Below are 17,568 nucleotides of genomic sequence, written 5' to 3' on the forward strand. Positions count from 1 at the left end.
TCATGGCTGAAATCGTTCTCGAAAAAGTGTCCAAGTCCTACCCTGACGGCGCCCTCGCGGTGTCCGAAGTGGACATCACGATCGCCGACGGCGAGTTCATCATCCTGGTGGGTCCGTCGGGCTGCGGTAAGTCCACGACCCTGAACATGGTCGCGGGCCTGGAGGACATCTCGTCCGGTGAACTGCGTATCGACGGCCAGCGGGTCAACGAGAAGGCACCGAAAGACCGCGACATCGCGATGGTGTTCCAGTCCTACGCCCTGTACCCGCACATGAGCGTGCGGGAGAACATGGCGTTCCCGTTGCGGCTGGCCAAGGTCGACGACCGCACCGTGCGGACCAAGGTCGAGCAGGCGGCGCAGATCCTCGATCTGACCGGGCACCTGGACCGCAAACCGGCGAACCTGTCCGGCGGGCAGCGGCAGCGCGTCGCGATGGGGCGCGCGATCGTCCGTAATCCCAAAGCGTTCCTGATGGACGAGCCCCTGTCCAACCTGGACGCGAAACTCCGCGGCCAGATGCGGACCTCGGTGTCGAAGATCCAGAAACAGCTGGGCACGACGACGCTCTACGTCACCCACGACCAGACCGAGGCCATGACCCTCGGTGACCGGGTCGTCGTGCTGCGGGCGGGTCACGTGCAGCAGATCGGGGCACCGCAGTTCCTCTACGACAACCCGGCGAACCTGTTCGTGGCCGGGTTCATCGGCAGTCCGTCGATGAACTTCGTGTCGGCGACGCTGGAGAACGGCACCGCCCGCAGCGCACTGGGCGACATCCCGCTCACCGACCGCGTGCGGCGGCTGGTCGAAGCCGCCGACGCGCCGCGTCAGGTCATCGTCGGCATCCGTCCGGAGCACTTCGAGGACGCCGCGCTGGTGGATTCCGCCGGCCGTCAGGGGGCGACGTTCACCGCCCACGTCGACGTCCTCGAGTCGATGGGCTCGGAGAAGTTCGCGCACTTCTCGGTCGAAGGCGAGGCCGCGTCTTCGTCCGACCTCGCGGACCTCGCCGCCGACAGCGGCTCTTCGGACGTCCCGGGCGCCGAGTCGCAGATCGTGGCCCGCCTCTCGGCGGCGTCCTCGGCGGCGGAGAACCAGAACGTGGAACTGTGGTTCGACGCGGACAAGATCAAGTTGTTCGACGGGGGCAACGGCAAGAACCTGACCTACACCGCTTAGGTCACGCGTGAAGGCCCCTTCCCTCAGCCCAGCCGAGAGGAGGGGGCCTTCACCCGCAACACGTATGCCTTGGCGGCGCCGGCCTCGATCGTGTTCGCTCCCCGATCACGCGAGTGTCGCCTTCAGTCACGCGAATGTCGCCTTCAATCACGCGAATGTCGCGTTCAAGCCCGCGTGTGCGGTGCCGAAGCCCGGCCGCGGTGTCCACTTCGGACACCGGGCTGCACCACTTCGGCGGTTTACCCCTCACCGGGCCATCGTGGATCCTCGGCTCCGCAACCGGTACCGAGAGAAGGGCGCCCGTCTTGCCGAAGAAGCCGCAACGCCGTCTCCTGCAGGGCCTCGTCGGCGCGGTCCTCATCACCACGCTCGCCCCGGCCGTCGCTTGGGCCGAACCACCACCGGCCCTGCCATCGAACGCGACCGACGCCGACCGCACCTGGCAGCCTGCGTTCGACTACGACACCGACGGCTGCTATCCCACACCCGCCATCTCGCCGACCGGCGCGGTGGCCACCGGGCTCAAGAACTCCGGGGCCCTCAATGGTCAGTGCCGGGACCGGTCAGACCTCGACAACACCAACTCCTACGCGCGGTCGAAGTGCGACAACGGCTGGTGCGCCCACCTGTACGACCTGTACTTCGAAAAGGACCAGGCCGTCCCGGGCATCGACTGCTGCGGGCACCGACACGACATCGAGCACGTCGTCGTGTGGGTCCACGAAGGCCGAGCCCGCTACGTCTCGACGTCCGCGCACGGCGACTACTCCACTTACGACCGCTCCCAGGTCTCTTGGGAGGGGACCCATCCGAAGATCGTCTATCACAAGGACGGTGTGAGCACCCACTGTTTCCGCGTCGCGAGCGCCACCGAACCGCCGGAGAACCACTACCGGGTCTGGCAGTACCCGGACCTCGTCAGCTGGGACAGGTTCCCGCCCGGTATCCGGGACACCCTCGTCCGCGCCGATTTCGGCAGTGCGAGCCTCGCGATCGAGGACGGCTCCTTCGAACGCAACCTGGGCAAGGCCAAACCGGCGGGCATCCCGTTCGATCCCTACGCGTGAGGCAGGCTCAGTACTCGCTCTCGGGCAGGGCCAGCCACAGCACGAGGTAGACGATGAACTGCGGGCCGGGCAGCAGGCAGGACAGCACGGCGAGCAGGCGGACCTTGCCCGGCGTGGTGCCGAAGCGTTTGGCGAGACCGGCGCAGACGCCGCCGATCATGCGGCCCTGGCGCGGGCGGGTCAGGCGGGCGGCTACGGGGTTCGTCACGGTTCTTCCCTTTCGGTCGTCACGTTGTGTGAAACCCATTCTCGTCCCATGACGGCCGCACCGCATCCCACCGCGGAACGAAACGAACCCCTAAGGGCGTGAAATCCCGGTAAGGCATTCACCTGGGAAAACGCGCCTGCCCCTGTGTTCTTCGCCCGTAGGGGCTGGTGTTCCGCGATCTTTTGACGATACTGCTCCGGTGCCTCCGAAGAGACTCAGCGCAGTATTCTGCGGCCTGTTCCTCGCCGCGGCCTGTTCCACCCCGGGGCCGGCGGTGACGCCGTCGACCACGGCGGGTGAGGAGGCCCTGACCGCTTCCGCGGCGCTCGGAGAATACTCGTCGCTCGATTACTGCAGCCTCGTCGACCAGCGAAAAGTGCTCGGCGGCGGAAACGCGGTCAAGCCGCCGCTGACCTCTTTCGAGTTCTGCCGCCTCGAATTCGTCGAGGGCGCCAATCGCTACACCGTGACCACCGGCCCGATCACTTCCGGGCAGGATCCGAACAATCAGCCCTACGAATACGACGGACCGTTGCCGGAGGGCGTCAGCGTCCAGCAGTCGACGTTCAACGAGGCCACCGCCTGCACCCGGCTGCTGACCTTCGCCGACGGGATCCGGCTGTCGATCGCCGTCACCTCCGACGACACGGCCCCGGCCGACCAGACCGCCCGCTGCCGGATCGCCGACGCGACCGTCGGCAGTGCGGCGGGGGTGATCAGCGCGGGCCAGGTCGGACGGCTGAACCTCGACCAGCGCTCGTGGGGCCGGGTCGCCCCGTGCGCGCCACTCGACCAGCACGAACTCGACGCCGCCGCCGGCGCGGAGACCAAACCGGCCCCGGCGCTGTCCGGACACAGCTGCATTCGTGGCAAGGTCAGCTTCTCGCTGTCGGTCGGGGCGGACACCACGCCGGGCGCGACGGAGGCGCTGGGCGGACGACAGGTCCAGGTCACCACGTCGGGAGCGTTCTGCCAGGTGACCACGCACCGCCCGATCCCGGGCACCCCGGACCGGGTCGAACAGGCGACGCTTTCGGTGGTCGGCGTCGACGGGGCACCGGAGAACGCCACCTGCGCGGCGGCACGGGAGGTCGCGGTGGCGGTGTTCCCGAAGCTCCCCTGACGCCCCCCGCAATTAGTCACCTACTTGCGGCCGCCGAGTGCCACGTGACGTCCGCCGACGCCGCAAGTAGGTGACTAATTGCGGAGGGGGCTAGCGCAGCCTGGGTAGCCGGAAGGAGCACATCGCCTCGTCCAGTGCCTCGAAGTCCAGCGGCGGATGCGGCAGCGGCGTGGTGCGGCCGGGTTCGGCGCGCAGGCCGTCCAGCAGCATCGCGAGGCACCGGCGCCACAGGTCCGGCTGGATCCCGTGCGTGAACTCGATGACCGAGCCGATCATCTGATGCAGGAGCGGTATGTCCGTCGGCACGAAATCGGCGCGGAGGACACCGGCGGCCTGAGCGCGTTCGACGAGCTGTGTGATCAACGGCACCATGCGCGTTTTCGCCTCGGCGACGCGCTCTTGGCCGAAGACGTTCGACAGCATGACTTCACGTAACCCGCGGTCACCGGCGTGCAGCTCGGCCGCGCGCCAGGTGAAGGTGGTGAAGCCTGCCCAGGGATCGTCGGCGCGCAGGGCCTCTTCGGCGAACTGCCGGATGGTCTCGAACTGGTCGACGAACATGGCCTCGACCAGGTGTTCCTTACTCGGGAAGCGTCGGTAGACGGTGCCGACACCGACCCCGGCGTGATGCGCGACGTCATCGAGCGTCGCTTCGAGCCCGCGTTCGCCGAAGACATCGCGTGCCGCCGCGATGATGCGCTGCCGATTGAGTTCAGCGTCGCGCCGCAGCGGCCGCGCCGATGCGGCGGGAGCGAGGTCCCGAGCCATCCGTCCAGCTTAACAAACGAAGTAGAGGACACTTCTCCACTTCTTGTGTACCTTGGCCACGAAAGGGGAGATACCTACTCCACATAGCTTCTTCGTCACTATTCGTGAGGAAACCGCCCGTATGCCTGAGTCATCCGCCGCTGTCGTCACGCCGCCAGGGGACGCGGCCGCCCAGCGCACCGACCCGCACCACGCCAGGAGATGGCTGATCCTGGTGATGATCGGCCTCGCCCAGCTGATGGTGGTGCTCGACGCCACCGTCGTGAACATCGCGCTCCCGTCGGCGCAGCAAGATCTCGGCTTCTCGAACGACGCCCGGCAGTGGGTCGTCACCGCCTACGCGCTCGCGTTCGGCAGCCTGCTCCTGCTGGGCGGGCGGCTCGCGGACCTCTTCGGCCGCAAACGTGCCTTCCTCGTCGGGCTCGCCGGTTTCGCCATCGTGTCGGCGATCGGCGGAGCCGCCACCAGCATCGAAATGCTGCTCGTCGCCCGTGCCGCACAGGGTGTCTTCGGCGCGCTGCTCGCCCCGGCGGCCCTCTCGTTGCTGACCACGACCTTCACCGACCCGAAGGAACGCGGTAAGGCCTTCGGTGTCTTCGGCGCGATCGGCGGTGGCGGCGCGGCGATCGGCCTGCTGCTCGGCGGAGTGCTGACCGAGTACCTCGACTGGCGCTGGTCGATGTACGTCAACATCGTCTTCGCGGTGATCGCGTTCGCCGGTTCGGCCGTGCTGCTGAAGAACTCCGAGACCGACGGCCCACGCCCGAAGCTCGACATCCCTGGCACGATCACCGCGTCGGCCGGCCTTTTCGCCCTGGTCTACGGCTTCTCGAACGCCGAGCGCGACTCGTGGTCCTCGATCTCGGTCTGGGGCTTCCTCGCCGCCGGTGTCGTGCTGCTCATCTCGTTCGTGGTACTCCAGCAGCGTGCCGCACACCCGCTCCTGCCGCTGCGCGTGCTGCTCGACCGTGACCGCGGTGGCTCGTATCTCGCGATGTTCCTGCTCGCCATCGGGATGTTCTCGATCTTCCTGTTCCTCACCTTCTACATCCAGCTGAACCTCGGGTTCACGCCGGTGCAGAGCGGGGTCGCCTTCCTGCCGATGGTGGCCACCCTGATGGGCAGCGCGACGTCGGCGACGGCCGTGCTGCTGCCGAAGTTCGGCGCGAAACCGTTGGTGTCACTGGGCATGCTGATCGCCGGAGCGGGACTGTTCTGGCTCTCGGCCATCGACACCACCAGCACCTACGCCGGTGGGGTGCTGTTCCCGCTGATGATCATGGGCGTCGGCATCGGCCTCGCCATGGCGCCCGCGATGAGCGTCGCGACCTTCGGCGTCGACACGCGCGACGCCGGTGTCGCGTCGGCGGCGGTCAACACCGCGCAGCAGGTCGGCGGCTCGATCGGCACCGCACTGCTGAGCACGCTCGCCGGAAACGCGGCGACGTCGTTCCTGGCCGGGAAAGCCCCTTCGCCGCAACTCGCGGCCGAAGCGGCTGTGCACAGTTACACGACCGCTTTCGTGTGGGGCGGGTGGATCTTCGTCATCGGTGCGGTGATCTGCGGGCTGCTGCTGCGGCCGGGTGCGCCGGCGAAGGCTCCGGAGGGGGCTGAGGCTCCGGTCGCGGTTCACATGTAGGGGGACGACATGAAAGGCCCCTTCATGTCTAATTTTGCCATGAAGGGGCCTTTCATCTCACGTCGTGAGTCAAAGCGCGCTCTCACCCAGGGCGGTCACCGGGACCGTGAGCGCACGGCCTCGAAGACCTCGTCGTCCCATCGATGCGTCCGGATCAGCCGGTACCGTTCGCAAGCCACCCACAGATACGCCTCGGCGTCGGTCCGGTCGCCGATCAGGTCCGCCTGCCGCAGCATCGCCACCACCGGCACGAACTCCTCGTCGAACCACCGTTGCGCGAGTGTCGCGCGGTCCGAGTACGCGCCTTCGTCCTGCATCAGCCGGAAACCCCACGCCTCCACATGCTCTCCGAGCCGCGCGTAGTCCCACGGATCGGTGAACACGGTCGAAGCCCGCGCGTGCCCGGACAGCGGGACACGGTCCAAGAACAGCCGCCGGTAGTCCTTCACGATCAGGTCGCCGCGGTACCGGATCCCGCTCGGGTCCACTTTGGTGCGTACCTCGGTGACCATCGCCTCTATCGTGGACAGTCGCATCGCGTGCGCCACCGAAACGCGGTGGTGCCCGTCGACGATGAAATGCAGTTCGCCGACGCGGTACACCTCGATCGGCGGAATCGACTCGCCGCGCCTGGTCGCGAGGGCCAGCCGTTCCCAGCGTTCGCGGACGCGGCCCGAGGTCGGGCGGAAGCGGCGGTCGAAGTCACGGCCGCGGTCGACGCTGCCGACGATCGAATCGAGCCGGATCACCCGCGCCCCGATCTTCCGCTCGCCGAGGTAGCCGAGCGCGTCCACCACCTCGTGGAACGGCAGCATGATGTTGACGTCGTCAGGCTCGCGGCGCAGCCAGGTCGCCAGCCGGGAGAGGACCTGTCGCCGTCGCGCGCGGAGGAAGTCGTGCTCCGCGTCCGCCCGGGGAAAACCGGTGTCTTTCACAGTAACTCCATGATCCGGTGCCCGACCACGTTGCGTACCGTGGTTCCGCCGACCACCCGGTCCGGCACGGGTTCGCCGTGCGGGTGGATATGCCCGTGCAGCAACCATTTCGGCCGCAACGACTCGATCGTGCGGTGAAGACAGTCGAAGCCGCGGTGCGGCGGATCCTCCCGGTCGCCGCAGTGCCGCGGTGGAGCGTGGGTGAGCAGGACGTCGACGTCCCGCCCGTCCCGCCAGCGGCGGAACCGGGCCCGGCGCACCAGTCGCCGCGCTCGCCGGGCCTGCTGGCGTTGCGTCCACTGGTTCGGGCCGTCGTTGTACCGGACCGAACCGCCGAGCCCGGCGAAGCGGAGTCCGCCGACGTCGACGATCCGGCCGTCCGCGTTCACCGCGCCCGCCGGGCCCGGCCACGCCGCCGGGAAACCGTCCTTCAGGGACAGTCCGCCGTAGCGGGTGTAGCCGGACAGGTCGGGATCGTGGTTGCCGGGAACGAACACACACGGCACGTCGAGCGCGCCCGCCAGGAACTCGAGGTAGTCGTACGGCAGGTCGCCGGCACCGACGACGAGGCCGAGGTCGGCCGGCAGGTGGTGGACGGCGGACGTCCACAACCGCTCTTCGACCTCGTCCGCGACGACCAGCGCTTTCATACGCTCCAGCGTAATGCCGGACGCGCTACTTCGGGCCGTGCGCGAACGCGGGGTCCTTGGCGATGATCGCGATCACGATGCCCAGCCAGACGACGCAGAAGGCCAGCGCCCAGAACTTGAGGTTGGTCAGGATCCTTGGCATGGGGGAACTCCAGAACTGCCGAACGCGGAAGAAGGGTCAGAGCCAGCGGTTCTTCCTGAATATTCGGTAGAGCAGGATGCAGACGCCGAAGATGACCGTCATCGCCACCGGATAACCGAAGCGCCAATGCAGTTCGGGCATGTAGTCGAAGTTCATCCCGTAGATGCCGGCGAGCGCCGTCGGGACCGCGATGATCGCCGCCCACGCGGTGATCTTGCGCATGTCGGTGTTCTGCTGGAGCGTGATCTTCGCCAGCGTGGCGTCCACCAGGGTGGTCAGCAGTTCGTCGAAGTTCGCGACCCGCTCCGCCACGGTCGTCAGGTGGTCGGAGACGTCGCGGAAGTACGAGCGGACCTCGTCCGGGATCAGTCGCGTGTAGCCCTCGGCGAGGCGCTGCAGCGGCGTGCCCAGCGGCATGACGGCGCGGCGCAGCTCCAGCACTTCGCGCTTCATGAAGTAGATCTGCTCGGCGCTCACCTTGGAGCGCGGCGCGAAGACGTGCGTCTCCATCTCGTCGATGTCCGACTCGATCGCCGTGGTGACGTCGAGGTAGTGGTCGACGACGTGGTCCGCGATCGCGTGCAGCACCGCGGACGGCCCGAGGTCGAGCCGCTCGGGGTCCTGGTCGAGCTCGCGGCGCAGCCTGGCGAGCCCCGAGTGGTTCCCGTGCCGCACGGTGATCACGAAGTCGCGGCCGAGGAAGGCCATCAGCTCGCCGGTCTCGACGATCTCGTTGGCCGTCGCGGGGGACTCGTGCTCGACGTAGCGGACCGTCTTCAGCACCATGAACAGCGTGTCGTCGTAGCGCTCCAGCTTGGGCCGCTGGTGTGCTTCGAGCGCGTCCTCGACGGCCAGTTCGTGCAGGCCGAAGGTGTCCGCGATGCCCTGGATCTGGACGGCGTCGGGCTCGTGCAGGCCGATCCAGACGAATCCCGTGTGCCGTTTGCGTACCTCTTTGATCGCCTCGGCGTGCGTCCAACGGCCGGGCAGGCGCTTGCCCTCCACGTACACCGCGCAGTCGACGACGTACGCCGAAAGGGGGACGGGCAGCGGGCGTTCGGGAACGCTTTTGGCGCGGCCGTTGCTCCGGCCGCGAAGGCCGCCGAGCGAGGGAATGGCAGGCATGGGATCTCCTGGGCAGGCGTCGTGCGTTGGTGCGCGAAGACGACGGGCCGCGCGGCGGGGGCCGCTCGGCTAGGCCAGCGTTCCCGGTTTCGTCAGCCCTGCCAGGTGGGGATCCGGCGAGAGATGAAGGCGGAAACGCTGCGACTACTGGGAAGCGGACTATCGCCACTGGACATCGGGTTCCTCACCTCCTCGACTCGGCGGACGGTTACGCAGTGGTGTGGGTCGCGTTGACGACCCGACACCAATGGTCGAGGGTACTCCTCGACACGAAAGCCTGTCGTCCCAGGCTCACGCCGCGTTACTCGCGCAAGGAGGAATGGGTGCAGTTCGGACGCTATTACGAAGAGTTCGAGGTCGGCGCGGTCTACAAGCACTGGCCGGGCAAGACGGTCACCGAGTACGACGACCACCTGTTCTGCCTCATCACCATGAACCACCACCCGCTGCACCTCGACGCGCACTACGCCGGGGAGACCACCGACTTCGGCAAGAACGTCGTGGTCGGCAACTACGTCTACTCGCTGCTGCTGGGGATGTCGGTGCCGGACGTGTCCGGCAAGGCGATCGCGAACCTCGAGGTCGAATCGCTGAAGCACGTGAAGCCGACCTTCCACGGCGACACCATCTACGGCGAGACCGAGGTGCTGGACAAGACGCCGTCGAAGTCGAAGGACGACCGCGGGGTAGTCCACGTCGAGACCCGGGGCTACAAGCAGGACGGCACGATCGTGTGTGTCTTCCGTCGCAAGGTGATGGTGCCGAAGCGGTCCTACGGTGACAGCAGGGGCGGTGAGCAGCCCGGCCGCCCCGTCCCGCACGAATAATGGGTGTCACGAACGGGAAGAGGGAGCGCGTCGATGCCCATCGGGCTGGATGAGATCAAGATCCGTCTGCGGAGGTTCGCGACGGTCGAAGCGGCCGGTGTTTCGCCGCTGTACGAGCACTTGGCGACGAAGGCGTCCGAGGACGACGACGTGGCCGGCCTGCTGACCGACGCCCGTGGCGGTGAAGCGCGCGGAACACTCCTTTTGGCGACCGCGCACCGGCTCGTCCAGGCCGACCCGATCCACCCGCTCTCGCGGTACTACCCGTCCGTCGGCGGTTTCGACGGCGTGGACTCGGAGACGTGGCCGTTGTTCCGCTCGTTCCTGCTGGAGCGGGCGGACAAGGCGCGGGCGATCATCTCCTCGCGGTACACGCAGACCAACGAGGTCCGCCGTGCCGCGCTGCTCTACCCCGCGATGACGACGGCGGCGAAGGAGGCGGGCGGCAAGATCGCGCTGCTCGAGGTCGGATGCAGCGCGGGGCTGCTGCTCGGCTTGGACAAGTACGCCTACCGCTACCAGTGCGACGGCGGCGAGCAGCTCACCGCCGGGCCCGCGAAGACCGCGGTGGGCCTGCACTGCGCGCTGGACCTCGCGCCCGGCGCAGTCACGCCGAAGGTGCCGAAGAAGCTGACGATCACCGCCCGCGCCGGCCTCGACCGCGCCCCGGTGGATCTCGCCGACGAAGACGAACTGGCCTGGCTCGAAGCCTGCGTCTGGGCCGACCAGCCGGACCGGATCCGGCTCCTGCGCACGGCCGCCGCGGCTCAGGGCAAGCAGCGGCCGGACCTGATCGCCGGTGACGCCGTCGACGACCTCGCCTCGGCGGCCGCCACCCTTCCCGCCGACGCGCCCCTCGTCGTGCTGACCAGCCATGTGCTCGCGTACCTGGGAGAGCGGCGGGCGGATTTCATCGAGGCGGTGCGGGAACTCGCCGCGGACCGGCCGCTGTGGTGGGTCAGCGAGGAGTTCTACGCCGCCGCGCTGGAGCACCTGGTGCCCGGCCGGGCCGACCTGGCCGAACCGGCGGATCAGGCTGTGCTCGGCCTCGTGCGCTGGGACGCCGGTGTCCCGGACGTGCGGGCACTGGCCAGGACGGCGCCGCACGGGCAGCGGATGACCTGGCTCCCCGCTTAGCCCCCGCACCGCCGGTGGGCAGGCGTGCCGTTGGCGCATGGCCGAGAGGGTCGTGAGTGGCGTTTCGGGTTCTGACCCGAAACGCCACTCACGACCACCGTGCGCGACGGCGTCCCGCACGGACAGCGGCCGGCCCGGCGTCCAGGTTTACCCATTCGGCTCTGCGAAGATGTCGGCAAAGCATCGGGGAGGATAATTTTCCCTCTCGCGCCACTTCGTCTCCGCGTGCTTTTCGCCGAATCGGACACAGCAGGTCGTCAAGACGGCGCGCTGTCCCCGGTCGGCAGCACTCCCCAGTCGCGGAGAGTGACGAACAGGAGTTCGGCCAGTCGGCCCTCTTTGTCGAGTTCGCTCAAGGTTCCGGCGTCGATCCACCGGGCGTCGTCGGCGTCGTCCCCGGCACGGAGAGTGCCGCCGGTGACCGCGCAGGCGTAATCGTGGATGTCGTACCGGCCGCGGCGGACGTTGCCGACGTATGTGCCCGGCATCACGTCGAGTCCGGTTTCTTCGCGCATCTCCCGGACCACGGCCACTTCGTCCGTTTCGCCCGGTTCCACGCGTCCGCCGGGGACCGACCACAGTCCACGTCCGGGTTCGTTGGCGCGCCGGATCAGCAGAATCCGTCCGAGGTCGTCATGGACGATGCCGCCGACACAGCGGACGGTGCCGTGCGAAACGGTGTTCATTCCCGAATGGTAGACGCGGGCGTCCTGACAACGGCTGTCCTGTACACGGAGAGTAGCCGTACGGTACACTTCCCCTCGCCGGCTGACCCAAGCGCGGGACTTCCCTCCCGCGTGGGTGGAAGGTGCGGTACAAAATGAATAGCCAGTATCCGCAGTCAGTCACCGTAAGAGACAGGATTGATCGCTGTGAACGCGAAAAAGCTCCTCACTTTCGCAGGAATCGCGTTGGTGCTGTTCTTCGTGATCGCGCAGCCAGGTCAGGCCGCGGGCCTCGTGGGAAACATCATCGGCTTCCTGCGTGACTCGGCCGAATCGGTGATCACCTTCGTCAGCAGCGTCTTCAGCTAGCGGGGGAGCGGATACTCTATCGGTATGTTCGCCCCACGCGATCCAGACGAGTATCTTCTCGACACCGAACGGCGGGTCATCAGGATCCGTCGGCACTGGGCTGTGCTGTTGTGGGAAACCTTCGAGACGGCCGCGCTGCTGGCCGTCTGCGTCCTGGTCTCCTACCTGTTGCCGCCCGCCGCGTGGATCATCCAGAACATCCTCTGGTACGCCGCGTTGCTCATCATCCTGCGCTTCGCGTACGTGGTGATGGAGTGGTGGGTCGAACGCCTGGTGGTCACGGACAAGCGGTTCGTGATGACCACCGGTGTCTTCACCACGAAAGTGCTGATGATGCCGATCACCAAGGTCACCGACCTCACCTACGAACGTTCGGCGTGGGGCCGGATGATGGGGTACGGGACCATGGTGGTCGAGTCCGCCGGTCAGATCCAGGCGCTGAACCGCATCGACTACCTGCCGAAGCCGGAAGAGTTCTACGACACGATTTCCGAGCTCGTCTTCGGCGACAAGCAAAAGCAGGCCGAGCGCTTCTCGATGATCAAGGCGCAGCGTGCGGCACGCGGTAAGAAGAAGGTCGGTTAGCCCAGGTCCCGGCGTCGCTGTGACCTGGAGCATCGTCGATACTGGGCGGCGATGCGCATCGACCTGCACGCCCATTCCACCGCCTCCGACGGTACCGACAGCCCTGCCGGGCTGATCGCCGCCGCCGCGAAGGCGGGCCTCGACGTCGTCGCGATCACCGATCACGACACCACGGCCGGCTGGGCCCCGGCCGCCGAGGCACTTCCGCCGGGGCTCACCCTGGTGCCCGGCGCGGAGCTGTCCACGATCTCCGTCGATCCGGTGACCGGACGGCACATCAGCGTCCATCTCCTGGCGTACCTCTTCGACCCGGCGTCGCCGGCGGTCGTCGCCGAGCAGACCCGGCTGCGGTCGGAACGGCGCTGGCGGCTGCGCGTGATGGCCGAGCGGATGGCCGCCGACGGCTTGCCGGTCGATCCCGACGAGGTCATGTCGCTGCTGCCCGAGGACGGTTCGGCCGGACGGCCCCACCTCGCGCAGGCCCTGGTGCGGGCCGGTGTCGTCTCGTCGGTGAACGAGGCCTTCGGGAGTTACCTCGGCAACGGCGGCGGATACTTCGTGGCAAGGCAGGACACGCTCGTGGAAGACGCGATCGACATGATCGCGGCGGCGGGCGGGGTCACCGTCATCGCGCATCCCTTCGCCTACACGCGCGGCGCGACGATCACCGTCGACGTGCTCGCCGGGCTGGCCGGGCACGGCCTCACCGGTGTCGAGGTCGACCACCCGAACCACGACGAGGAGACGCGCGTCCGGCTGCACGGGCTGGCGGGGGAGCTGGGACTCGTGCGCACCGGGTCGAGCGATTATCACGGCACGAACAAGACCATCGATCTCGGCGACGAGACCACCGACCCGGCCGCGTACGAAGAACTCGTCGCGCGGGCGACCGGCTACGAGGTCGTGACCCGGTGACGATCACGGACTTCTTCGACGCGCGCCTGTTCATGAGCGCGACGATCACGCTGATCGTCATCATGGACCCGCCCGGCACGGTGCCGGTGTTCCTGAGCCTGACCGGCCGGAAGTCGGTGGCGTTCCGTGCCAAGGCCGCGCGGCAGGCGGTGCTGGTCTCGTTGCTGGTGATCTCGCTGTTCGCCGTCGCGGGACAAGCGATCCTGTCCTACCTCGGCATCGGGATCCCGGCGCTGCAAGGCGCGGGCGGGCTGTTGCTGCTGCTCATCGCGCTGCAACTGCTCACCGGCAAGACCGGCGGCGAGGCCGAGGCGGCGGGCGACGACGTCAACGTCGCGCTCGTGCCGCTCGGGACGCCGCTGCTCGCCGGCCCGGGCGCGATCGCCGCGACCATCGTCTTCGTACGGCAGGCCGATGGGCACGTCGGCGCGTACGTGGCTCTCGCGCTTTCGATCGTGACAGTGCACTTCGTGCTGTACCTGTGCATGCGGTATTCGGGCGTGGTCATCCGGCTGATCAAGGAAAGCGGGATCACGCTGCTGGCGAAGATCGCCGGTCTGCTGCTGGCCTCGATCGCGGTCGAGCTGGTGGCGAACTCGGTGAAGGGCTTCATCTCGGGCGCGTGACGGTCGTTCGCGAGTACATGAAGGCCCCCTTCCTTGCGCCTGGGTACAGGAAGGGGGCCTTCATGTACTTGAGACCGGGCGCCGGTGATAGCAAAGGTCCCTTGCTCCCTTCCTGGGGATCCCCTCGAAAAGTGTCGGTGGGGGTGCGTAGCGTTGCGGGCGGGGTGATCCGATGGAGCAGATTGGTTTCGACTTCGGTGTCGAGGCGCCGCGCAAGCTGACGAAGGTTTCGCCCGCGCGCCTCGCGACGTTCGAAGATTGCCCGCGCCGCTACCGCATGTCGTATCTGGACCGCCCGTCCCCGGCACGCACCGGCGCGTGGGCGCACAGCACACTCGGTGCGGTGGTGCACAACGCTTTGCGCGCGTTGTTCGACCTGCCGGTGAGCAAGCGCGTGCCGCACCGGGCGATGGCGCTCGTCGCCGAACACTGGAAGGACGCCGGGTTCGAAGACACCGACCAGGCCGCCCGGTACCGAGCCAGGGCGAAGGCCTGGGTCGCGGAGTACGTCGAGCACAACGACGTCAGCGTCGATCCGGTCGGCCTGGAGCGCTGGGTTTCGGCGCCCGTCACGCTCGAGCCGGGCAGTGGGCCCAGCCTCATCATCGAGGGCCGCGCGGACCGCATCGACCAGCGCGGCCGGGAATTGGTGATCATCGACTACAAGACCGGCCGTCGTGAGCCGGACGAGTACGAGGCGCGCTCCTCGCAGGCACTGGCGCTGTACGCGGTCGCCGCGGCCCGGACGCTGCGGACGCCGTGCTACCAGGTCGAGCTCCATCACGTGCCCACCGGGACCATCGCGGCCGCCGAGCACACCGAGAAGAGCCTCAAGCGGCACCTTCAGCGCGCCGACGAGACCGCCGGGGACCTGCGCCTGGCAACGGATACCCTGAAGGCCGGCGGCGACGGGGACGTGGTGTTCCCGGCGCGCCCGGGTCGCCGTTGCTCATGGTGCGACTTCCGGCCCAGTTGCGCGGCAGGCCAGGAGGCCGGGCCCGCGGCTCAGCCGTGGGAGTTGCTGGCGCCCTAGCTCTCCAGATTCGACGATGGGACAGACAGGACGTGTCGTCACCGGACACCGAACAGCTCACGACCACACCCCCGCCCACGGAGCGCAATGAGCCCGCGGCGCCCCAAGGCGGCCGATTCTGGCGCGGGCTGACCGGATCGCTCGCGGCCGGCATGGCCGTGCTGACGGTCTGCGTCGTTTCGATCGCCGCGGTCTGTCTGTTCATCGGCGCGCCGGGGCCGGGTCTGCTGATGCTGATCGGCCACCCGGCCGCCGCGGTGCTCGCCTTGCTGGCGCAGCGGACGGTAGATAGGCGCACTGGCCGCGTCGCGGGCTTCGCGGGTCTCGGCGTCGTGGTGAGCGTGACGGCCGCGCTGAGCCTGTTCTGGTGGAGCTGACCGCGGCAGGAAAGTGCCATCGACCGGAAAAGCCTTTCACGCTGCGAAACTGTGGCTCAGTGGGCACGTCGTGGATGAACACACTGCCCCGCAGCGAGGACGAAGGACACCGTCGATGACCTATCCGCCCCAGCCCGACCAGGGCCACGGCGGACAGCAGCACTACCCAGAACACCAGTACCCAGGGCAGCAGTACCCGCAGGCCGGTCACGACCAGAGTGGGGCGTACGCGCAGCAGCAGTACCCCGGTTACGGCCGGCCGCAGTACGGACCGGGTTTCGGCGGGCCACCCGCGCCACCGAAGAACGGCAAGACCGGACTGCTGGTCGGCATCGCCGCCGCGGCCGTGGTGGTGACCACGCTGGGTATCACCGGGTTCGTCGCTCCCGGGTTCTTCCTCGGCGACGACAAGGCCGGCAAACCTTCCGGTCCGGAAGGCACGGCGCAGGCGATCGTCGACGGCATCAACGCCCACGACAGGACCGCGTCGACGGCACTCAAGTGCATGAACGCGGAAAGGGACCTCGACCAGGTCATCGACCGGGTCGGCGAAGCGTCGGACGCCACGCTCGGCGCGATCACGAAGGTCTCCGAAACCAAGTACACGGTGGCCGTCACGCTGAGCATCGCAGGGCGACTCGGCACCGCCACCGGCACGCTCGCGAGCGAAGATGGCAAGTGGTGCTGGAAGGAAGTCAACCGGCTGCGTTCGAAGCCCTCGACGACGCGCTGACGGCGGGCGGTAGCAAGGGACCTTTGCTATCGCCCGCCGGTCACTTGAGCGCGACCAGGGTCGGACCGCGTTGCTCCAGCAGCACCGGACCGACCGACGAGAGCACCACCGGGCCGGTGTAGCCACGCCTGTCGAGACCGACGGTGCGGATCGTGGTGCCGGTCAGCTCGTTCAGCACGGCGAGCCCGCCCTGGATGGGCACGACCAACTGCTCCCCGAAGGTCATGCCGGGGCCGGCGGAGTCGTTCAACGTCCAGCGCGGCGTGAGGTCTTCGCGCGAGAACGCCATGGTCTTCGAACCGGTGAACCAGTAGAAGCCCTGCGCGGTCCACGCGGTCGTCATGACGCCGCCCACCGGGTCCGGCGTGATGTCCGCGTCGGGCACGTCGAGCGGGTACGCCGACTTCTGCAGGCCGTCGCCGCCGTAGATCACCAGCAGTTTCTGTTCGGGCAGCACGATCAGCGCGAGATCGCCGGACATCGCGAGGAGCTTCGCGTTCTTGCCGGCGAGCACGGTGCTGTAGTCGACCTTCGGGTCGTCGGCTTCGTCGTTGGTCGCGCGGTAGACGGTGAAGCGGTCGGCCGGGTCGCCCGGGCAGCGTTCGATCACGCCGATCTTGCCCGCCGCGGCGGCCACCGTGCCGTAGGTGCAGCCGGTCCTCGGCTGCTTGTTCGGGTTCACGATGGCGGGGACCTGGCCGTATTCCATGCTCTTGACCAGGTCGTCGCGCCAGGTGTTCAGGAGTTTCTTGCCGGTCGTGGTGACGTGCGATCCGTCGACGATCAGCCGGGTGCCGAGTTCGGCGTCGCCGTTGCGCTGCGCCGTGCGGCGCCCGGTGCCGGCGTCGAGCTGGGTGACTTCGCTGCAGCCGGTGTCCTTGCGGTACACCGCGTCCACCTTGATCCCGGCGAGCGCGACGGTGCACAGTTCGAGATCGCGGGAATAACGCCACCGGACGTCCCCGGTGTACGGATCCCGGCCGAGTACCTCGCCCTTGTCCGCGGTGACGACGCTGTTGGCCTCGCCGATGGGGACGGGGGTGGAGGAACTCGGTGCCTGCCACAGCTCGGTCAGCGAGCCGGGCACTTCCGCCGGTGCGGGCGGAAGCCCGGGCGGCATGGTGTTGGCGACCTGCGCGACGGTCGCCGCGTTGTCGCTGTTCACCCCGATGACGACGCCGGTGACGGCGACGATCAGCACGATCGCCGCGGCGATCACCCGATCCCGCGGGCGGTTCCACGGCGAGCGCCGGGCGCGTTTCCCGCCCAGCGGCGGCTCGGTGGCCACCGCCGTGGCGGGTTCGGCGTCCAGCACGTCTTCGGTGCCGATCGCGTTTTCGGCCGTCCGCGGTTCGGCACCGCTCGACGGCTGTTCGAGATCGGCGGGCACGGGCCGCGCCGGTTCGTCGTCCGGCGCGGCGTCCCAGCGTTCGCTCACGTGCCCCTGGCTCCCCACGTGTCGG

20 protein-coding genes are annotated in these 17,568 nt (G+C 68.2%); 13 read left to right on the forward strand and 7 right to left on the reverse strand.

The window, feature by feature from the left end; translation table 11 throughout:
• Nucleotides 1-2: 2 nt before the first annotated feature.
• The gene (ugpC, locus tag P3102_RS05020; protein WP_276366913.1) at nt 3-1,181 is read left to right on the forward strand and encodes a sn-glycerol-3-phosphate ABC transporter ATP-binding protein UgpC; all 1,179 of its coding nucleotides are present in this window, start codon (nt 3-5) and stop codon (nt 1,179-1,181) included.
• 305 nt (nt 1,182-1,486) lie between these two features.
• Nucleotides 1,487-2,248 (forward strand): NPP1 family protein, encoded by a 762-nt coding sequence (locus P3102_RS05025; RefSeq protein WP_276366915.1) that lies wholly within the window; start codon nt 1,487-1,489, stop codon nt 2,246-2,248.
• A gap of 7 nt (nt 2,249-2,255) precedes the next feature.
• On the opposite strand, the gene P3102_RS05030 is transcribed toward P3102_RS05025, so the two are convergent.
• Nucleotides 2,256-2,456, reverse strand: coding sequence for a PspC domain-containing protein (locus tag P3102_RS05030; RefSeq protein WP_034313416.1), 201 nt, complete (start codon nt 2,454-2,456; stop codon nt 2,256-2,258).
• A gap of 199 nt (nt 2,457-2,655) precedes the next feature.
• Here P3102_RS05030 and P3102_RS05035 point away from each other — a divergent pair, with 199 nt between their 5' ends.
• Entirely contained in the window at nt 2,656-3,579 is a 924-nt protein-coding gene (locus P3102_RS05035; RefSeq protein ID WP_276366917.1) for a hypothetical protein, read from the forward strand.
• Nucleotides 3,580-3,669: 90 nt separating this feature from the next.
• On the opposite strand, the gene P3102_RS05040 is transcribed toward P3102_RS05035, so the two are convergent.
• The gene (locus P3102_RS05040; RefSeq protein ID WP_276366919.1) at nt 3,670-4,347 is read right to left on the reverse strand and encodes a TetR/AcrR family transcriptional regulator; all 678 of its coding nucleotides are present in this window, start codon (nt 4,345-4,347) and stop codon (nt 3,670-3,672) included.
• A 121-nt stretch (nt 4,348-4,468) separates the two neighbouring features.
• Here P3102_RS05040 and P3102_RS05045 point away from each other — a divergent pair, with 121 nt between their 5' ends.
• Entirely contained in the window at nt 4,469-5,986 is a 1,518-nt protein-coding gene (locus P3102_RS05045) for an MFS transporter (RefSeq protein ID WP_276366921.1), read from the forward strand.
• A gap of 95 nt (nt 5,987-6,081) precedes the next feature.
• Here the strand turns inward: P3102_RS05045 and P3102_RS05050 are convergent, their stop codons facing one another.
• The 3 genes from P3102_RS05050 to corA form a co-directional block, all read right to left on the reverse strand.
• Nucleotides 6,082-6,921 (reverse strand): chromosome partitioning protein ParB, encoded by an 840-nt coding sequence (locus P3102_RS05050; protein ID WP_276366922.1) that lies wholly within the window; start codon nt 6,919-6,921, stop codon nt 6,082-6,084.
• A complete protein-coding gene (locus tag P3102_RS05055; protein ID WP_276366924.1) occupies nt 6,918-7,571 on the reverse strand; it encodes a metallophosphoesterase in 654 nt (217 codons plus the stop codon). Before P3102_RS05055 ends, P3102_RS05050 begins: the two co-directional genes overlap by 4 nt.
• A 178-nt stretch (nt 7,572-7,749) precedes the next feature.
• Complete coding sequence (corA, locus tag P3102_RS05060; RefSeq protein ID WP_125780955.1) at nt 7,750-8,838, reverse strand: magnesium/cobalt transporter CorA; 1,089 nt, start codon at nt 8,836-8,838, stop codon at nt 7,750-7,752.
• A gap of 323 nt (nt 8,839-9,161) precedes the next feature.
• Here corA and P3102_RS05065 point away from each other — a divergent pair, with 323 nt between their 5' ends.
• Together P3102_RS05065 and P3102_RS05070 are read left to right on the forward strand one after the other, a co-directional pair.
• Complete coding sequence (locus P3102_RS05065) at nt 9,162-9,665, forward strand: MaoC family dehydratase (protein ID WP_276366925.1); 504 nt, start codon at nt 9,162-9,164, stop codon at nt 9,663-9,665.
• Nucleotides 9,666-9,698: 33 nt separating this feature from the next.
• Complete coding sequence (locus tag P3102_RS05070) at nt 9,699-10,802, forward strand: DUF2332 domain-containing protein (protein ID WP_276366927.1); 1,104 nt, start codon at nt 9,699-9,701, stop codon at nt 10,800-10,802.
• 257 nt (nt 10,803-11,059) lie between these two features.
• Here the strand turns inward: P3102_RS05070 and P3102_RS05075 are convergent, their stop codons facing one another.
• Nucleotides 11,060-11,488, reverse strand: a complete 429-nt coding sequence (locus P3102_RS05075) for an NUDIX domain-containing protein (RefSeq protein WP_276366929.1) — start codon at nt 11,486-11,488, stop codon at nt 11,060-11,062.
• Between the two features lie 186 nt (nt 11,489-11,674).
• On the opposite strand from P3102_RS05075, the gene P3102_RS05080 reads away from it, so the two are divergent.
• The 7 genes from P3102_RS05080 (at nt 11,675) to P3102_RS05110 (ending at nt 16,105) form a co-directional block, all read left to right on the forward strand.
• Nucleotides 11,675-11,836, forward strand: a complete 162-nt coding sequence (locus P3102_RS05080) for a hypothetical protein (RefSeq protein WP_169812906.1) — start codon at nt 11,675-11,677, stop codon at nt 11,834-11,836.
• A gap of 24 nt (nt 11,837-11,860) precedes the next feature.
• Complete coding sequence (locus tag P3102_RS05085) at nt 11,861-12,421, forward strand: PH domain-containing protein (protein ID WP_276366931.1); 561 nt, start codon at nt 11,861-11,863, stop codon at nt 12,419-12,421.
• A gap of 51 nt (nt 12,422-12,472) precedes the next feature.
• Nucleotides 12,473-13,336, forward strand: coding sequence for a PHP domain-containing protein (locus P3102_RS05090; protein ID WP_276366932.1), 864 nt, complete (start codon nt 12,473-12,475; stop codon nt 13,334-13,336).
• The gene (locus tag P3102_RS05095; RefSeq protein WP_276366934.1) at nt 13,333-13,962 is read left to right on the forward strand and encodes a MarC family protein; all 630 of its coding nucleotides are present in this window, start codon (nt 13,333-13,335) and stop codon (nt 13,960-13,962) included. Before P3102_RS05090 ends, P3102_RS05095 begins: the two co-directional genes overlap by 4 nt.
• A gap of 172 nt (nt 13,963-14,134) precedes the next feature.
• Nucleotides 14,135-14,995, forward strand: a complete 861-nt coding sequence (locus tag P3102_RS05100; protein WP_276366935.1) for a PD-(D/E)XK nuclease family protein — start codon at nt 14,135-14,137, stop codon at nt 14,993-14,995.
• 32 nt (nt 14,996-15,027) lie between these two features.
• On the forward strand, nt 15,028-15,372 hold the full coding sequence (locus P3102_RS05105) for a hypothetical protein (RefSeq protein WP_276366938.1): 345 nt from the start codon (nt 15,028-15,030) through the stop codon (nt 15,370-15,372).
• Between the two features lie 115 nt (nt 15,373-15,487).
• Nucleotides 15,488-16,105 carry a hypothetical protein gene (locus P3102_RS05110; RefSeq protein ID WP_276366940.1) on the forward strand — a complete coding sequence of 206 codons (618 nt, stop codon included), beginning with the start codon at nt 15,488-15,490 and terminating at the stop codon, nt 16,103-16,105.
• A gap of 40 nt (nt 16,106-16,145) precedes the next feature.
• On the opposite strand, the gene P3102_RS05115 is transcribed toward P3102_RS05110, so the two are convergent.
• Nucleotides 16,146-17,543 carry a hypothetical protein gene (locus tag P3102_RS05115; RefSeq protein ID WP_276366941.1) on the reverse strand — a complete coding sequence of 466 codons (1,398 nt, stop codon included), beginning with the start codon at nt 17,541-17,543 and terminating at the stop codon, nt 16,146-16,148.
• Nucleotides 17,544-17,568 lie beyond the last annotated feature (25 nt).

The organism is Amycolatopsis sp. QT-25 (assembly GCF_029369745.1).
Classification (GTDB): Bacteria; Actinomycetota; Actinomycetes; order Mycobacteriales; family Pseudonocardiaceae; genus Amycolatopsis.